Consider the following 14,878-nt stretch of genomic DNA (forward strand, 5'->3'; position numbering starts at 1 on the left):
GGCGGATGCGGTCTGCAAGGCGTAAGGCGGCTAGGGCAGCAGCATCAACCAGACAGCGACCGATAGAACCGACAGCGCAGTTGCCAATAGGACCGATGACGCGGCGACTCTCATGGCGCGGCCATACATATTGGCAAAGACATAGGCGTTGATGCCTGGCCCCATAGCGGCCGTCAAAACCGCAGATCGGAAGGCCGGTGTCGAAAGCTGTGTTGCTGATCCCATCATCCAGACAATAGCCGGATGCAGCAGCAGGGAAATAACAACGATAAATGCGATCACACGGCCATCACCTTGGGGGCGGTACCGAAACAGAACGCCCCCCATCCCGAACAAAGCAGTGGGCAGAGCGGCGCGCACCATCATGTCCAGCGCATCGGTGACCGTGCTCGGTACATATATATTGCTCAGGTTGGCAAAGGCTCCGAGCATAATGCCAATCACCAATGCATTGCGAAACATGGCGCGGATGATTTTGCCGGGGACATGGCGCGCGGGGGTGCCGCGTGCGCGGGCCAGCTCCATTGCGGTGATGCCCAGGCCGTAGCAAAAGGGGGAATGCATGGCGACAATGACATAATTCGCCTGCAAGGCATCAACCCCATAGGCGCGTTCGGTTATAGGCAATCCGGTCAGGACCGAGTTGGTAAACAGCCCGCAAAATCCAATTGCCACTGCGTCTTCCCAATCGCGATTGAAAATATAGCGCGCGCCCATAAGGCCTACGGCAAAACACGTAGCGGACCCTGTGTAGAAACTGAACAAGACATTGGGATCAAAGTCAGGGCCGGGGTCTAGCGTCCAAATGGCGCGAAACAAAAGGCATGGAATGGCAAAGTGTTGGGTAAAGGACATCAGCCCGTCAACAGAGGCATCAGAAAACCAGCCCATGTAGACCGCACCGTAGCCCGCTCCGATTACAAGGAAGACCGGTAAAATGACGTCAATCAGCGCCTGCATGGTAATGTCGTCCCGTAAAAGTCAAAGCGCTGCAGAAATTACAGCGCGTAGCGGATAACCATGCCGTCATAGGCAGGTGTTATGTGATCGGCGGTCTCGGCCTCGATTTCGGCATAATCCAGATCAATGTGCATATTGGTCAATATGGCGCGGCGGGGTTTCATCCGGTCAATCCATTCCAACGCCAGATCAAGATGGGCGTGGGTTGGATGCGGCGCGCGGCGCAGTGCATCCAATATCCAGCAATCCAGATTTTCCAGATGTGGCCAAACCTCATCCGGGATCGTGGCAACATCGGGCAAATAAGCCAGATCGCCGATGCGAAAGCCGAGCGCATCGATTGCGCCATGATTGACTTCGAACGGGGTCAAAGAGATGTCGCCGCCAGCGCCTGAAATCGTCACTGGCCCGTCAATTGTGTGCAAGTTCAGGATCGGCGGGTAGGGGGATCCTTCGGGCTGGACAAAGACATAGCCAAAACGGGAAATCAGATCGTTTTGCGTGGGACCGTCTGCCCAAACACTCAGCCGTTCGCGGGTGTTGAAAACGATCTGGCGCAAATCATCAATGCCATGCACGTGGTCGGCATGTGAATGCGTCCAGATCACAGCATCCAGATTGCCGACGCCGGCATCCAAAAGCTGGCTGCGCATATCCGGCGTGGTGTCGATCAGCACCGTGGTTGTACCGTCTTGTGTCTCGCGCTCGATCAATAGGGAGCAACGGCGGCGGCGGTTCTTGGGATTGGCGGGATCACAGGCCCCCCAATGCCCGCCAAGACGCGGAACCCCGCCCGAACTACCGCAGCCCAAAATGGTAAAGCGCAGCTCGCCGCTCATGCCGGGGCCTGCACAGCTTTTGAAAACAGCCGGTCGAAATTGGCTTCGGTGGCTTTGGCGAATTCCTCGTAGCGCAGTCCAAAGACATCCGCCCCGATTTTAGCCGTGTTCACCACATAAGACGGTTCATTGCGTTTGCCGCGAAAGGGGGGCGGGGCCAAATAGGGGCTGTCTGTTTCCACCAAAATGCGGTCCAGCGGCGCGGTGGCAAAGATATCCCGCAACTCCTGACTTTTTGGAAAGGCAGCAATGCCCGACATAGATAGGTAGAACCCAAGATCCAATGCGGCGCGGCCAAGTTCAGCCGAGCTGGAAAAGCAGTGCATAACACATGTATAGGGCTTGGCTTTGTGCATCTCGCTTAAAATGCGTGCCATATCGTCGTCGGCAGCACGGGCGTGAATGATCAGCGGAAGGCCGGTTTCTTGGGCTGCTTCGATGTGAACGCGCAGGCTGTCCCGCTGAATTTGACCGCTTTCGGCGGTGTAGTGATAATCCAGACCGGTTTCGCCAATCCCTACAAATTTTGGGTGCTGGGCCATGGCCACCAGTTCATCCACCGTGGCCAGCGGCTCTTCGGCGGCGCTCATCGGATGGGTGCCTGCGGCATAGAAAACCGGTGCGTGTGCTTCGGCGATGGCGCGAACCTGCGGTTCATTGCGCAAACGTGTGCAAATCGTGACCATCCGTGTCACGCCCGCCTCAACCGCGCGGGTTATGATCTCGCTCCGCTCCTCGTCGAAATCCGGAAAATCTAGGTGGCAGTGGCTGTCAGTGATGGTGATGGTCATGGGAACTCCTTGTTCGGAGGTATCGGGGAAGCTGCGCGCAGGGTCAAGACGGGGTGGGGCGCAGGGCTGCCGCAATGGACTGTTTCCTGCAAAAACACCGGAGCGACCAACAAAAAATAGCGCATTTCGTATCAGCGTGGCGGTAGTGTGAAAATTGCGATAACACTCGGATGCAACAAGAAAGCAGGCTGAAATGACACAACCTCCTATCGTGCATGAACCTCAAAGGCGTCGGTTGATGACGCCCAGTGTTGTGGGGGGATCGCTGTTTGTTTTCCTGCTTGTCGCGAGCCTTTATTTTGCGCGTGGGATCTTGATGCCAATTGTCGTTGCCATCCTGTTTTCCGTGCTGTTGGCGCGGGCGGCGGATTGGTTGGGCACTTTGCCGATCACTGGCCGGTTTCCGCGCGGGTTGCGCCGGGCTTTGGTCTTGGCGCTTCTGGCCGCAGCCTGTCTGGTGTTGGGGCTGTATCTGGCGGGTATGTTTGACCGCATAGTGCAGGTTTTGCCAACCTATGAAAAGAACCTCGAAGCGTTGGTGACACAGGTCGCGGGGCAGTTTGGTCTGGCAGAATACCCCGTCTGGCCGAATGTTTGGGCAAAGATCAGCGATTCTCTGGATCTGCAAAGTGTGATGCTCAAAACGTTCAGTTCCGTCGGTAGCGTTGGCGGCACGCTGTTTCTCATTTCGATGTATTCGGCGTTTCTTTTGTCGGAATTTGAAACCTTTCCCCGCAAGATCGCACGGGCTTTTAAGGGGTCTGAACAATCGCTGCGCGCGGTTGAGATTATTTCAACGATCAACGGCCGCATCGCCGACTATTTGTTGGTCAAAACGCTGATCAATATCATTCTGGCTGTGATTTCTTACGGTGTTCTACGCTTGTTCAATATTGATTTTGCGCTGTTCTGGGCGGTGCTGATCGGTGTGCTGAACTACATCCCCTACCTTGGATCTTGGATTGCGGTTTTGTTTCCGGTGCTGATCAGCCTCGGCCAGTTGGGTGCGTTCAGTGTAACATTGCTGTTGGCGGCCTCGATGACGGCTGTGCAGGTTGCAATCGGCAACTTTATGGAACCGTGGCTGGTTGGGCGGCGGGTCAATATCTCGCCGTTTGTGGTTTTGGTCTCTCTCGTGGCCTGGACGTCGCTTTGGGGATTGGTCGGGGCGATTTTAGCCGTCCCTTTGACATCGGCGATTGCGATTATCTGCGCAGCATTTCCGGGGACTTTTCCGATCGCGGTCTTCCTGTCCGGTGATATTGACATCCCCAATATTCAGGCCGAGCCCCTGAAGGAGGTTAGCGAGTGACCCAAAAACCAGTGAATACAACTGAACCTGTGCCGGAATGGGAAAAATATGGTCTGGTCCGGTTTCGCTCTTTGTCAGAAGTCGGGTTGCTCTTGGCCTCGCTTTTCTTTCTGGCCTCTTTGATGCCGTCTTTGTCGGCCCGGCTGCCTTTTATTCAAGGGGTTGCATCAGGTGTTATCACGGGGGTCGGCTATGAACTGGGTTTGGGGCTGGTATGGCTGGTGCGGGCTTTGCAATTTGTTGTCCCAAAGGAAAACCGCAAGACGTTGCCGAAATGGGTGGTGCTGCTGGCCGCGACGGTCATTGTGACTTACGCCTTGTTGCACGCGGACGGATGGACAAATGCAACCCGCAAAGTGTCCGGACTGCCGGATCTGGATGGTGGATTGATTTTCGCGATCATATCGACAGCAGCAGCGGTTTTTGCAGCTGTTTGGGTGTTGGCCCGACTGTTCTGGATGGCCGTCAGCCGCATTGACCGGCAAATCAGTCGGGTGGTTCCACCGCGAGTGGCATTGGTCTCCGGAATTCTGGCTGGCGGGTTGTTGTTTTGGTCTTTGATCGAGGGCACCGCTGTCCGGTTTGCAATCCAGGCTGTGGACAAAGCCCAAGAGGCCGCCGATCACTTTGTTGACCCTGATATTCCACGTCCAGTGCAAGCCGTGCGCACGGGCAGCGACAAATCCTTGTTGGAGTGGGATGAATTGGGGCGTCAGGGGCGGGCATTTGTGGCCTCTGCCCCGACCAAGGCCGAAATCGAAGAGCTTACAGGCGCGCCCGCGATGGACCCGATCCGTGTGTATGTCGGCAGGCGATCAGCCGAGACCTATCAAGAGCGGGCTGATCTTGCTTTGGCCGAACTCATTCGTGTTGGCGCATTTGACCGGTCTGTGCTTGTTGTCGCCAGCCCGACAGGCACGGGCTGGATGGATCCCAATTCGCATGATCCGCTAGACATTATGCTGGGCGGCGATGTGGCGACGGTTGGGGTTCAGTTTTCTTATCTCAGCAGCCCGCTGGCATTGGTGCTTCATCCCGAATTGGGGCTTGAACAAACCGAGGCCGTCTTTGACACGATTTATAAATACTGGACCAACCTCCCGAAAGACACACGGCCCAAATTCTATGTATTCGGTCTTAGTCAGGGGGCCTTTAACACCCAATCGACCGTGCGGTGGTTGGATATGTTGTCCGATCCAATCCAAGGGGCGCTGTGGGTCGGTTCGCCTTTTCTGAGCCCTGTTTGGAAAACCGTCCGTGATGGGCGCGGGGCGGGTAGCCCGACGTGGCGTCCGCGTTTTGGCAACGGGTCTTTGGTGCAGGCGATTGATCAATTCCATGATTTCGAAAGCGGTTTGGCTGATTGGGGGCCAATCAGAATGGTCTTCTTGCAGTACGCCAGTGATCCAATTGTGATGTTTTCCTACGAATCTGCCTTTAAACGCCCCGATTGGTACAAGGAAGACCGGGCGCAAGATGTGTCTCCCGATTTGCTCTGGGTACCGGTTGTCACAATGCTGCAAACGGCTTTGGATATGACGATTGCGGTGCAGGTACAGGGGTTTGGTCACAACTATGCGCCCATAGACTATATGCGAGCGTGGCACGGATTGCTTGAACCAGAGACATGGACCACACAAAAATCAGAAGATTTGGCAGACCATCTAAAGGCGCGCTCAGCGCAGTAACCCCGCCGCGCGCACTTAAAAGCGGTTTGGAATCAGACCTTTTCAATCCGCAATGCGACAGGGTCAGTTGCCATAACACCTGTGGCAGGTAGCGCGGCCAAAGCGTGATCCAGTGCGGAGCGCGTTGTTTTATGGGTGACGATCAGCACCGGCGCGCTGGCATCTTCGTGGCTGTATTGGCGCATCCGGTCGATGGAAACGCCTGCCTCGCCCAAGACAGTCGCGACTTTGGCCAACGCGCCGGGCTTGTCCTGCAAGGCCATGCGCAGATAGTAGGGCGCTGACACGGCTGCCTTGGCGGGTGTCGCAGCGCGCAATGTTGTGGCGGGCTGGCCGAAAGTGGTCAACCGCAATCCGCGCGCGATGTCCATCACGTCGCCCATCACCGCACTTGCGGTCGGGCCTTCGCCTGCACCGGCACCGCGCAGCACAATCTGGCCAACCTGATCGCCCTCGACCACCACCATATTGGTGCCGCCTTGCAGCTGCCCCAAAGGAGACGCCGCCGGAACAAGGCAGGGAGTCATGGTTTGCTCAAGCCCGCGGCGGGTATACCGTGTGACACCCAACAGTTTGATGCGATAGTCCATGTCCGCTGCTTGGCGGATGTCTTCGATCGTTACGCGGCCAATGCCTTCTAGCTCGACCGCGTCAAAATTGACCTGTGTGCCGAAAGCAATGGCCGCGATCAAAGACAGCTTGTGTCCAGCATCAATGCCGCCAACGTCCAGATTTGGATCAGCCTCCAGATACCCAAGCCCGTCCGCTTCGGCAAAGGCTTCGTCGTAGGACAGACCTGCGTCTTCCATCCGGGTCAGGATGTAATTGCAAGTGCCGTTCATCACGCCCATCACTCGCTCGATTTGATTGCCGGCAAGGCTCTCGGTCAAGGTTTTGATGATTGGAATGCCGCCAGCAACCGCAGCTTCGAACCGCAGGACTGCGCCTTTGGACTCGGCCAGTTCGGCCAGCGCCTGCCCGTGGTGCGCCAGCATCGCCTTGTTGGCTGTGACAACGTCTTTGCCAGCACTTAACGCGGCTTCTGTCGCGGCTTTGGCCGGACCATCGCTGCCGCCCATCAATTCAACAAAAACGTCAACGTCATCGCGGGTGGCCAGGGCAACGGGATCATCTTCCCAGGCGTAATCAGTCAAAGGGACACCGCGATCTTTGTCGCGATTGCGGGCCGATACGGCGGTCACGATAACAGCGCGGCCACTGCGGGCCTCAAGCAAGGCCGCCTTTTGGCGCACGATCTTGACCACGCCGGCCCCGACAGTCCCAAGACCGGCGATACCAAGGCGCAGGGGGCTGGATTGCTGGTCTGACATCAAAGGCTCCTTCGGAATTTATCTTGTTTATGCTCGCTTAGCGGCAGAACGGATCGGGTGCAACGGCAAGAGGCTTTTGATGGCCAAAGCGTGGTTACTGTGCCCTTAATTGCGCCGCTTTTTGTCGAAGCTGTGCAACACGGCGGTCAGTTCCGGAAGAAGGCCCCACAGGCAAACGTTTGATCCGCACAGCCCGTGCGCGCAAGCCAGCGGCGCGCCCTGTCACGCTTCCGATCATGTCGGCCGTGGCACGCGGTGGTGCCCCGTTGATCAAATCGTCCAATGGAACAAGCTGGGGGTAGGGTGCATCGAACACGCCCGGGGTCTGGCTGCTATCCAGTTCGGGGAACTGCGTACAGCCAGCCAGCAGAGCGCTCAAAAACAATGCGGAAAGGCACGAGTAGATTGACATGTTATACTCATGCCGCAACCTCGCGCGCGGGGCAAGCATTCGGGTTGATTTGAACGCGTGTTCATATAATTATGCCATATGGCACGTACCCAAGGCAGTCACTCTGAAATCACAAGGCCGCGCGTTCGCGCAGCGGCGCTAAAGCTGTTTGCCGAACATGGCTATGCGGCAGTATCAATGCGCCAGATCGCCCGCGAAGTCGGATTGCAAGCCGGAGCGCTGTATAACTATACCCCTGACAAGCAAGATCTGCTGTTTTCGCTGATGAAGGCCCACATGGATGAACTGCTTGCTGCATGCTCCGAGCGGGTATCTCAAGGGGATGCGATGGCCCGATTGCGCGCATTTGTCGATTTCCACATCACGTTCCACATGGGCCGCGCCGATGAGATTTTTATCGCCTATATGGAATTGCGTAACCTAACGCCTGAGAATTTTGAAACCATCGAGGCGCTGCGCCGGTCATATGAAAACCACCTTGAGGCGATTTTGGCGGCGGGCCTGTCCGAAGGTATCTTTGATGTGCCTGATTCCAAAGTCACCACTTTGGCGGTGATTGCCATGCTGACCGGGATTACGACTTGGTATCGGCCGGATGGCCGTCTGTCTCCGGAGGAGGTCTCGGAGCTTTATTGGAATATGGTGCGCAAGGTTGTAGGGGCCTGACCCGCTCCGGGGGGATGCGACAAACGATGACGACCGAAACTGCCTGTGTTTGCAAGTTCCGGTCGCCCCGGTAACAACGACATCAAAAATTGGTTTGCGTTGCTTCTAACCATTCAGGAAATGGCAAAATTACGGGAGCTGTTTTTCGATAGCGTCCACAGCAAGCCAGTTTTCCGGCCAAACCGATGTGCCGCCAAAATAGTGTTGGGACCGCGCAACAGGGCCCGCAATCGGAATCACCTTATTCTCTGGGGTTTCAAAACTGTCCAGCTTCATGAGGTCATCGCGTTTATCCTGCGTGTCAGGGAAGCCGAAGTCTTCAGCCATGCGAGGCAGCCCCCATCGTTTACCACCGCTATTGACTGTAAAAGATTCTAGCGCTGTGACACCTTCGGTGTAGCGATCCAAGCTGCCAAGAAGGGCTTTGGCACCCTGCGTACCGCAGCTAAAGAAGATGTCCGAAACCCCAAGCTGGTTTGGTCCATTCAGCGGGAGGCCTATGGGCCCCGGTACAAAATCACCGGCCAAACCGTCTGTATCAAGCGCGGTTCGCACCAACGGGGCGCTGACACCCAAAGTGCCGGTTCGCAATGTCCACGCCGTTGCGACCTCAATTTTGTTCAGTATAGGGGGGAAGGCTTGGGTCACCATGAATGGAACGACGGGTTCTTCGGCCCCTAGCGGGCCAAATACAAACGATGTGCCGTCATCGATTCCGGTGAATTTTCCGTCTTCTCTGTCGTCAACTTCAAAGGTGCTATATCCGGGGGTGATGGTTCCGCCATACAAGAACCCCATGCGTGGCAGCAGTTCTTGCCACATCAGACACCGTGCTTGGGCGCGTGCGATGCGCACCTGTGAGATATAGCGCGATTGTAAAATGTTTTGAGCCGCAACAGCGGGCAAGTACTGGGTGGCGTAACCACTTGCTTTCAAAGGATCGGACGGTTGAGAGATCAATCCGCGTTGATCGAGACAGGCTGCACGGGTGCGCGGGCTGGCCAAACAGACCTGACGCGCAAAACGGATGGCTTGTTCGCGCTGGTTGAAAGCGGTCTTCAGTTCCGTATCCAGTGCGGCCGCCACCTGCAACGCGCTGAATCCCGCAGCTTGCGGGTTGGCTATGACGCGGGGGGTGTCGCTGGCTGATCGGGCCTGTCCCAACGCAAAATTGGCAATATTCAGAAATGTCGCCGCAAAGGGAACCTCTGACACCAAGGCCGCGACACCGCTCAAAATAGCGTCTCCTGTAGGGGTTCCATCCCCGCCGACCGTGGTGGTTCTACTGGTAAACCCGCCGGCCTCCAGACGCAAAGCCAGCCGGAATTTTGCCAGATCCAAGGCCGTGAGTCGCCGGGTGTCTGCAACGCCCGCAAGATAGGTGTCCATCACTCCGGCCAATAGATCGCGTTCCTGAATTGCGTCGCTTAACATGCTTTTCAGGGTCAAAAGAGCGTCCGGTGCCGGGCGCAGGTTCCCTTGGGTTGCTGCCGAAAGGGGCGGGGCTTGGTAATGACGCATCCGACCTGAATGTAGCAATACCCACACCCCGGATTTGGTGCCGGTTGCGGCGACCAGATCCCGGTCAAGCGGTGTCCAGTGCAATTGAGAAATCGTGTTGTACGTCCGAAGGGTCGGAAATCCGGGGGTGAAATGAGGCAAGGGACGGTCCGCATCCTTTGCTTCCTTGACGCCTTGATTGAAGGCTTGTCTGGCGCGCTCGACTTCATCTGACGCGCGTTCGCGGGCCAGATCGAAGGTGGAGTTGTCGGTTGCTCGGCTGTCCAGATCTACGGAGTAGAAAAGAGTCCCGATATCATCGACGGCATAGGTGATCTGACCATCTCCGCCGTGAAACACACGGCGAAACTGGGCTTTGAGGTCTTGGGAAGAGGTTCGTTCAAAGGCAAACCCTGTCTCGCTATCGCTGAAAACTGCAATGCTTGATGGCCCCCAGCTATCCAGTACATCGCGTCGCCATGCGTTAAAGTCTTCTTCGGATCGGGCAAGAATGTCGCGCGGGCGGGCATCTTGGGGCAAGACCATGGCCGCCCGCCGGACTGTTGCAGCGCCTTGCCCAGACCCGGATGTTGCGACAGGGCGCACTGAAAAATCCGCCACCGGATCTTTGTTGCCATTCCATTCGTCCAAATAGGGGGCAGAGAAATATTCCGTTTTTGCCGCAAAACTGTCACGCGTGGAAATCAGATTGTCCAACCGCAGCTCGCCCAGATTTCCACCTGAGAAAGATGCATAAACAAGGTCTGGATCGGTGGGGTGGGACCGAAAAGCGTGAATGGTTTGAACAGACCTGCGTTTGTTCCAAACCAAGTCTTCGATCTCAGCAGCGCTGGGCATTTCTCTTTCATCAGAGAGAGATTCGAACAGTTGTATGACTTGAGCGCGCAATCGGGCATCGTCAAATCCGCGGCCGCGCATCACGTCTTTGCGCCCTTCGTCAAATGCAGGGTCGTTGCGGGCGACCTTGCGCCAATCTGCTCCGTCATTGTCGGATACCCAAATGGAATCGCCGCTACTGGAGATTGCAACGAGGCGGCTTCCGACACGGGCGGCGCTATTGGGATCAAGTGTTACGCCGTCAGCGGCATCGGCCAATACCGGTGTATCGACTTGCCATTCGTTGCGGCCATTTTCGGAAAGGTCGAGAAGCCAGCGTTGGCCGTCTTCATCAAGAATGATCACCTTTATTGATTGTTCGTTGCCTTTGCTTAGCCCTCCAGGGGCGAAGTCATTGCGCGGATCCACTATCAATCGGGCAGTTAACGGCAGGCGGGTTCGGGCGGGCAGGCGGGTCTGCAAATCATCATGGGCAAACCCCGTGCCCATGGTGACGCTTTGTCCTTCCAGATTTATTTTGGTCCAGGCAGAGCTATAACTCGTTGCGAAAGAATTGGTAAAATCGGAGGCGAAATCGGTTTCGAAATCTGGGTATAGTCGCTTGAAGTACTCATATGTTTGGGTTTCGGTTTTGCTTAGGTTGTCCAGCACAAGGGATTGGCCGGACCGCAATTGCGCCAGATCCTCTGTCGGTACACCAAGAGACGAGGCGATTTGTGCCGCACCGTCATTGAGGACAGCTCCCGCCGAGACTCCGGCAATTTGGTTTTGTTGAAAAACAAGCTCTGCGGCAGCGGGCATAGAGATCGAGCTTGCAAAGCCCGTAAAGAAAACAAAAAGCAGCGGGCGCATGTCGCGCCTCCTTTCAAAAAAAAAATCAAAAATGGGTCGTTAGAAACGGGCGAAAAGCGCCTAATGCAACCTAAGTGATGCTTTTGTTGGCTGTCGAGTCATTTTAAACGTGTTGCCACAGGGCGCGAGCTAAACCCGAAATGCCGGCGTTGGACCGGGCAAGTTTGGACCAAGTTTGGTGTCGGGAATACTCAGTTTTACAGCGATACTGGAAAAGCGCGGAGGACACCGGAAATATGTCAGATAGCATTGCAAGTATTGGAACATTTCCGCCGGTAAGTCTGGTAGAGGCAGCTGTGCCAAGTTTTACACAAAGTGTCCTAACCAGGTCCCTTTTGCTGATTTGGCGTCGAAGCAGTATTCCCGTGGTCTGATGGGCAGACTGCGCCAAAAAGCCTTTGTAAACAGGGCTTCAAACACCTGTTTGAAAGGGGGCAAGGTGGCCTTTGACGGTAAAGTTGCATTTGGAACTGTACCGGCACGGGGAAACTTGAAGATGGCCGGTACAGTTGCCAGTTTGTTTGATTACATACAAATATTGGCGTGTTTCGGGTCGCCCGCAGTGAGATTGTCAACTGAACCGGGTTTTGGGCCGGACCGCCTGAATTCGACTTTGTCTGATGCTGAAAATGCTGCGCAGAAACCTCACCAAAGCAGACGTTCATGAATAGGGTTCGGAACGTCTTTTGACAGCGGAGATGATCTGTCAAAATTGGGATTGAAAAGTTTCAATACCAAACGGCGAGGTTCTCTGCAGGCAGTGGATTTCCACTCAAGTTGGGGCCTCACTTGCGGGCTGACCATAGCGCTGACTTGGTTCAGGCTTGACCTAAAACGCCACGCGGTCGCCCCCCTTCAAGTCAAGCAGCTCACGTGCCTCATCAGGGGTGGCCACTTCACAGCCAAGGTCCTCGACGATGCGCCGAATTTTGGCGACCTGGCTGGCGTTGCTTTCGGCCAGTTTTCCGCGTGAGATGAACAAGCTATCCTCCAAACCAACGCGAACATTGCCGCCCATCTGGGTGGCCGTGGTGCCTAGTGACATCTGTGAGCCTCCGGCACCCAAAACCGACCAACGATAATCATCGCCAAACAGACGGTCAGCTGTCCGCTTCATAAAGACGAGGTTGTCGACCTCGGGGCCGATGCCACCGAGGATGCCAAAGATAAACTGAATGAAAACCGGGGCCTTGAACAACCCGATGTCCATGCAGAATTTCAGGTTGTAGAGATGCCCGACATCGTAACACTCATGTTCGAATTTGATGTCATGCGGAGCAAGCGTTTCAGCTGCTTCTTTGATATCGCGAAAGGTGTTGCGAAAAATGTTGCCGTCGGAATTGGCGACATAATCCTTTTCCCAATCGAACTTCCAATCATCGTCCTTGTAGCGGTTCGCCAGCGGGTGGAACGAAAAGTTCATCGACCCCATGTTCATCGAACACATCTCTGGGCTAAAGGTCTTGGCCGGGTTGATCCGATCCTGAATGGACAGGGTCAGTGACCCGCCGGTCGAGATATTCACCACTGCATCCGTCGCCTGTTTGATCCGCGGCAGGAAAGGGGCAAAATCCTTGATATCGACCGAGGGTGCGCCGGTTTCATTGTCGCGCGCATGCAGGTGCAGGATCGACGCCCCGGCCTCGGCCGCATCCATGGCCTGCTGCGCAATGTCGTCATAGGTATAGGGCAGGGCGTCCGACATGGTGGGCGTATGGATGGCCCCTGTGATGGCGCAGGTGATGATAGTCTTTTTCTGGCGTGCCATTGGGCGTGCTCCTTAGGATTTGTCGGATTTGCCGGGGGCGATAACGCGATAGCCCAGCGGGAAAAGTTGCAGGTCAAAGCGGCTGCGGATCAGGCCCCAAATGCCCTTGGGGGCTTTGAGCATCATCACAATGGCCACCACGCCCAGAACGATCAGGTAAATGGTCCCCAGATCGGCAAGGGTTTCGCGCAGGGCAAAGAACACCAGCGTGCCGATGATCGGGCCTTCGATCGTACCGATGCCACCGATCACCACGATAAAGATCACGAAGGCGGTCCAGTCGTTGACAGAAAATGCCGCGTCCGGTGAAATCCGCAGTTTTTGCAGAAAGATGAGCGCGCCGATCATTGCCGTCAGGGCTGAGGTGACAACATAAACGATGAATTTGGTACGCCAGATATCGATGCCAAGGCTGCCTGCCGCCAGTTCATTGTCGCGGATCGCGGTCAGGGCCAGCCCCTTGCGGGAGCGCAGGAACAAATAGACAGCAGTGACAACAATGACTGCGGCCCCAAGCGCCAACCAATAGCTTAGCGATTCACGCATGGCGCGTTTCGAGGCCAAGGATTTGACGATAGCCACCGGAAGCGATGAGCCCGATCCGCCGCCGAGGGAGGAGATTTGCGCAAACCCAAGGCGGAACACTTCGGCGATGACCCAAGTGCCGATGGCGAAATAGGCCCCGCGCAGACGAAAGATCAGAACCGCCACGGGGATCGAGACCAAAGCCCCAAGCACACCGGCGCAGACTATCGCGGCAATCGGGTGCAGCCCGGCAAACATGGTCAGGGCGAACAACATATAGCCACCAAACCCCACAAAAGCCTGCTGCCCCACCGAAACCAATCCGGCATAACCCGCCATCAGATTCCACAAGCTCGCCAGAGCAAGATAGAGAAACAGCTCCCCCATCAGCCGCATATCGGCGCGGCCTGCCCACCAAGGCGCGGCCACAAGGATGACAAGGGCAAGCGCGCCTAGAATGGCCGCGACACGGGCCGCATTTGAGGATCGAGTGACGTGATAATCCTGTAGGGTCATGCTGAAATCCTCGGGAAGAGGCCATTGGGGCGGATGGCAAGGATGATTAGAAAGGCGATGTGACCAGATAGGACCTGCCAACCCGGATCAATCTTGGCCCCGACGGTTTGCGCCACCCCAAGGATCACGCCACCGGCCAGTGTCCCCCAGAGATTGCCGAGCCCGCCGATGATCACAGCCTCAAAGCCAAAGATCAAACGCCCGCCGCCAATGGATGGGTCAAAGCTGGTGCGGATGCCCAGCAGGATTCCGGCAATCGCCGTCACCCCCAGCGCCAGCGCCATTGCGACCCCAAAGATGTGGCGCCGGTTCAGGCCCATCAGCTGCGCAATGTCTTGATTGTCTGAAACGGCGCGGAACGCACGGCCCAATGCGGTGTGGTAAAAGGTCCATTGCAGACCCCAGATCACCGCGACGGCGACCGCAAAAGTCAAAACTGGCAACACACCAAGGTTAAGGCCGCCCACGGCAAAGCTTGCAGTTTCAAGCGCGCCTGCTTCCAACTTTTGTGGGTCGGCGGAGTAGATCTCGAGCAGACCATTTTGCAAAATGACGCTTAGTCCGAAAGTCACCAACAAAGGCGGCAACAGATCGTCGCCCAGCGTCTGGTTCAACAACCCGCGCTGCAGCACGTAGCCAATCACAGCCATCGTCGGCACCACAACAATCAGCGCAAAAAGCGGATGCATTCCCGTTGCGGTGGTGACGGTCAAACCCAGATAGGCCGCCAAAACGATAAGATCGCCATGCCCGATATTGACCAAGCGCATGACCCCAAAGATCAGCGACAATCCGGCGGCGAACAGGGCGTATAGCCCGCCCAGCAAGGTCCCCTGTACAACAGCATTCAGCCAGTCCAT

At 56.2% G+C, this 14,878-nt stretch carries 12 protein-coding genes; 3 read left to right on the forward strand and 9 right to left on the reverse strand.

Annotation, left to right across the window (positions count from 1 at the left end; genetic code table 11):
• Positions 1-30: 30 nt before the first annotated feature.
• Genes C8N36_RS16445 through C8N36_RS16455 form a run of 3 tightly spaced genes read right to left on the reverse strand, consistent with a single transcriptional unit; the run spans position 31 to position 2,590 of the window.
• Entirely contained in the window at positions 31-960 is a 930-nt protein-coding gene (locus C8N36_RS16445; RefSeq protein ID WP_097805883.1) for an AEC family transporter, read from the reverse strand.
• 38 nt (positions 961-998) lie between these two features.
• The gene (locus tag C8N36_RS16450) at positions 999-1,799 is read right to left on the reverse strand and encodes an MBL fold metallo-hydrolase (protein WP_097805882.1); all 801 of its coding nucleotides are present in this window, start codon (positions 1,797-1,799) and stop codon (positions 999-1,001) included.
• A complete protein-coding gene (locus tag C8N36_RS16455; RefSeq protein WP_097805881.1) occupies positions 1,796-2,590 on the reverse strand; it encodes a TatD family hydrolase in 795 nt (264 codons plus the stop codon). The genes C8N36_RS16450 and C8N36_RS16455 overlap by 4 nt, the downstream gene beginning before the upstream one ends.
• A gap of 193 nt (positions 2,591-2,783) precedes the next feature.
• Here C8N36_RS16455 and C8N36_RS16460 point away from each other — a divergent pair, with 193 nt between their 5' ends.
• Positions 2,784-3,902 carry an AI-2E family transporter gene (locus C8N36_RS16460; RefSeq protein ID WP_097805880.1) on the forward strand — a complete coding sequence of 373 codons (1,119 nt, stop codon included), beginning with the start codon at positions 2,784-2,786 and terminating at the stop codon, positions 3,900-3,902.
• On the forward strand, positions 3,899-5,590 hold the full coding sequence (locus C8N36_RS16465) for an alpha/beta hydrolase (protein WP_211318247.1): 1,692 nt from the start codon (positions 3,899-3,901) through the stop codon (positions 5,588-5,590). The genes C8N36_RS16460 and C8N36_RS16465 overlap by 4 nt, the downstream gene beginning before the upstream one ends.
• A 32-nt stretch (positions 5,591-5,622) precedes the next feature.
• Here the strand turns inward: C8N36_RS16465 and C8N36_RS16470 are convergent, their stop codons facing one another.
• Both C8N36_RS16470 and C8N36_RS16475 read right to left on the reverse strand, forming a co-directional pair.
• Positions 5,623-6,921 (reverse strand): homoserine dehydrogenase, encoded by a 1,299-nt coding sequence (locus C8N36_RS16470; protein WP_097805879.1) that lies wholly within the window; start codon positions 6,919-6,921, stop codon positions 5,623-5,625.
• Between the two features lie 94 nt (positions 6,922-7,015).
• Complete coding sequence (locus C8N36_RS16475) at positions 7,016-7,333, reverse strand: hypothetical protein (protein WP_097805878.1); 318 nt, start codon at positions 7,331-7,333, stop codon at positions 7,016-7,018.
• 78 nt (positions 7,334-7,411) lie between these two features.
• Between C8N36_RS16475 and C8N36_RS16480 the strand changes: the two genes are divergently transcribed.
• Positions 7,412-7,999, forward strand: a complete 588-nt coding sequence (locus C8N36_RS16480; RefSeq protein ID WP_097805877.1) for a TetR/AcrR family transcriptional regulator — start codon at positions 7,412-7,414, stop codon at positions 7,997-7,999.
• Positions 8,000-8,128: 129 nt separating this feature from the next.
• On the opposite strand, the gene C8N36_RS16485 is transcribed toward C8N36_RS16480, so the two are convergent.
• From C8N36_RS16485 to C8N36_RS16505, 4 genes are all read right to left on the reverse strand, one after another.
• Entirely contained in the window at positions 8,129-11,209 is a 3,081-nt protein-coding gene (locus C8N36_RS16485) for a hypothetical protein (protein WP_097805876.1), read from the reverse strand.
• 829 nt (positions 11,210-12,038) lie between these two features.
• Positions 12,039-12,977, reverse strand: coding sequence for a 3,5-dioxohexanoate:acetyl-CoA acetone transferase (gene kce, locus C8N36_RS16495; RefSeq protein ID WP_097805874.1), 939 nt, complete (start codon positions 12,975-12,977; stop codon positions 12,039-12,041).
• A 12-nt stretch (positions 12,978-12,989) separates the two neighbouring features.
• On the reverse strand, positions 12,990-14,018 hold the full coding sequence (locus C8N36_RS16500; RefSeq protein WP_097805873.1) for a branched-chain amino acid ABC transporter permease: 1,029 nt from the start codon (positions 14,016-14,018) through the stop codon (positions 12,990-12,992).
• Positions 14,015-14,878, reverse strand: coding sequence for a branched-chain amino acid ABC transporter permease (locus C8N36_RS16505; protein ID WP_097805872.1), 864 nt, complete (start codon positions 14,876-14,878; stop codon positions 14,015-14,017). Before C8N36_RS16505 ends, C8N36_RS16500 begins: the two co-directional genes overlap by 4 nt.

Origin of the sequence: Pelagimonas varians (genome assembly GCF_003208435.1) — a bacterium.
Lineage (GTDB): Bacteria > Pseudomonadota > Alphaproteobacteria > Rhodobacterales > Rhodobacteraceae > Pelagimonas > Pelagimonas varians.